Annotated in this window: 1 protein-coding gene and 1 pseudogene; both read right to left on the bottom strand. The window is 66.9% G+C overall.

Features of this window, described 5'->3' with window-relative positions; translation table 11 throughout:
- Nucleotides 1-1,272: methyl-accepting chemotaxis protein (locus tag C722_RS0101560; RefSeq protein WP_017638808.1), on the bottom strand; the 1,272-nt coding region annotated here is incomplete at its 3' end.
- A 121-nt stretch (nt 1,273-1,393) separates the two neighbouring features.
- Nucleotides 1,394-1,589: pseudogene (locus tag C722_RS24530) on the bottom strand (chemotaxis protein); the annotation flags it as partial.

Here is a 1,589-nt window from a genome sequence, read left to right as displayed (position 1 = left end):
ACCCTCCTCGCCCTGGGCGCGGGCCGTGCTGGCCTCGCCCGAGGCGTGGGCGGCGTTGCGGGCGATCTCCTGGGCGGCGGCGCCCAACTCGTTGATCGCCGCGGCCACGCTGGTGGTGCGCTGGGCCTGGATATCGGACTGCTGCATGGACGACTGCGAGGCCTCCAGCACCCGGCGGGTACTCTGATTCAGCTCGCCAGTGGTCTGGGCCACATCGCGGATCGAGGTATGGATCCGCGCCACGAACTTGTTGAAGGCCTCGGCCAGGGCGCCGAATTCGTCGCGAGCCTGTACTGGCAGGCGACGGGTCAGATCGCCCTCGCCTTCGGCGATGTCCGCCATGGCGCGGGTCAGGTCGTGCAGCGGGCGCAAGAGCACGCGAATCAGCAGGCCCAGCAGCAGGATGATGGCGACCACCGCCACCAGGGTGGCGACGATGGCCAGGTTGCGCGCCTGGGTCACCGGGGCATAGGCCTTGGCCTGGTCGATGGACAGGCCTAGGTACCACTTGACCGAGGGCAGGCCATTGACCGGGGTGAAGCTCACCAGGCGGTCGCTGCCATTCTGGGTGACGGCATGCAGGCCCGACTGCAGGGACGGCGTCTGCTCGGGGAAGACGTCCTTGAGGGTCTTGAGCACCTGCTCGGGATGGCTGCTGACCAGAATCTTGCCGTCGCCGTCGACCAGGAAGGCTTCGCCGAGGCCGCCGACGTTGAGCGAGGTGATGATCTCCACCAGCGCCGAGAGGTTGAGGTCGCCGGCCACCACACCGGCCAGCTGGCCGTCGCGCTGCAGCGGGGTGGCGATGGTCACGCCCAGTTGGCCGGAAGAGGCGAAGATATAGGGCGGGGTCAGCACCGTGGTGCCGGCGGCGGTGGCGGCCGCGTACCAGGGCCGCTTGCGCGGATCGTAGCCGGCCGGCAGGGTGCGCAGCGGTCGGGTGGTGTAGGTGCCGTCGACTTCGCCCAGGTAGGTGGAATCGAAGTTGCCGGTATAGATCTTCTGATCCAGCAGGCCCACCAGCCCCTCGGGCGAGCGGTCGCGTGCCAGGGTCTGGGCCTCGCCTTCGATGAGCTTGACCCGGGCATCCAGCCAATAGGCGATGTTGCCGGCGGTGACCCGACCGGTTTCCGCGAGGTTGGCACTCAGGCTCTGATCAATGGCCTGACGTTGCAAGTAGGCATTGAAGCCGGCCGAGGCAGCCAGCGCGGTGGTGATGACCAGCGCCGCGACCAGGAGGATCTTGTGGCTGAATTTCAGGTGTCGCTTCATACAGGTCTGCGTCCGTAGCCAGGGGGAGCCATGCCGTGTGCGAGGCATGGCCTATCGCCCTCGTTATCGGGTATCAATCAGACTACTTGAGCGTAGCGGCGATACCTTTTTACCTTCCCCTCTAGATCCGGAAGCCGCCCACCAGTCGCTGCAGGCGACCGGCCTCGGCTTCCAGGGCGGTGCAGGCCGCCAGGGTGGCCTGGAGGTTGTCGACGCCCTGCTGGTTCAGCAGATTGATCTCGCTGATGTCCATGTTGAGGGTCTCCACCACCGAGGTCTGTTCCTCGGTCGCGGTGGCCACCGACTGGTTCTGGCCA

The sequence above is a fragment of the Pseudomonas sp. 313 genome (assembly GCF_000316965.1).
Classification (GTDB): domain Bacteria; phylum Pseudomonadota; class Gammaproteobacteria; order Pseudomonadales; family Pseudomonadaceae; genus Chryseomonas; species Chryseomonas benzopyrenica.
Note: the sequence above shows the minus strand (reverse complement) of the source record. Positions and strands in the feature narration are given on the sequence as shown.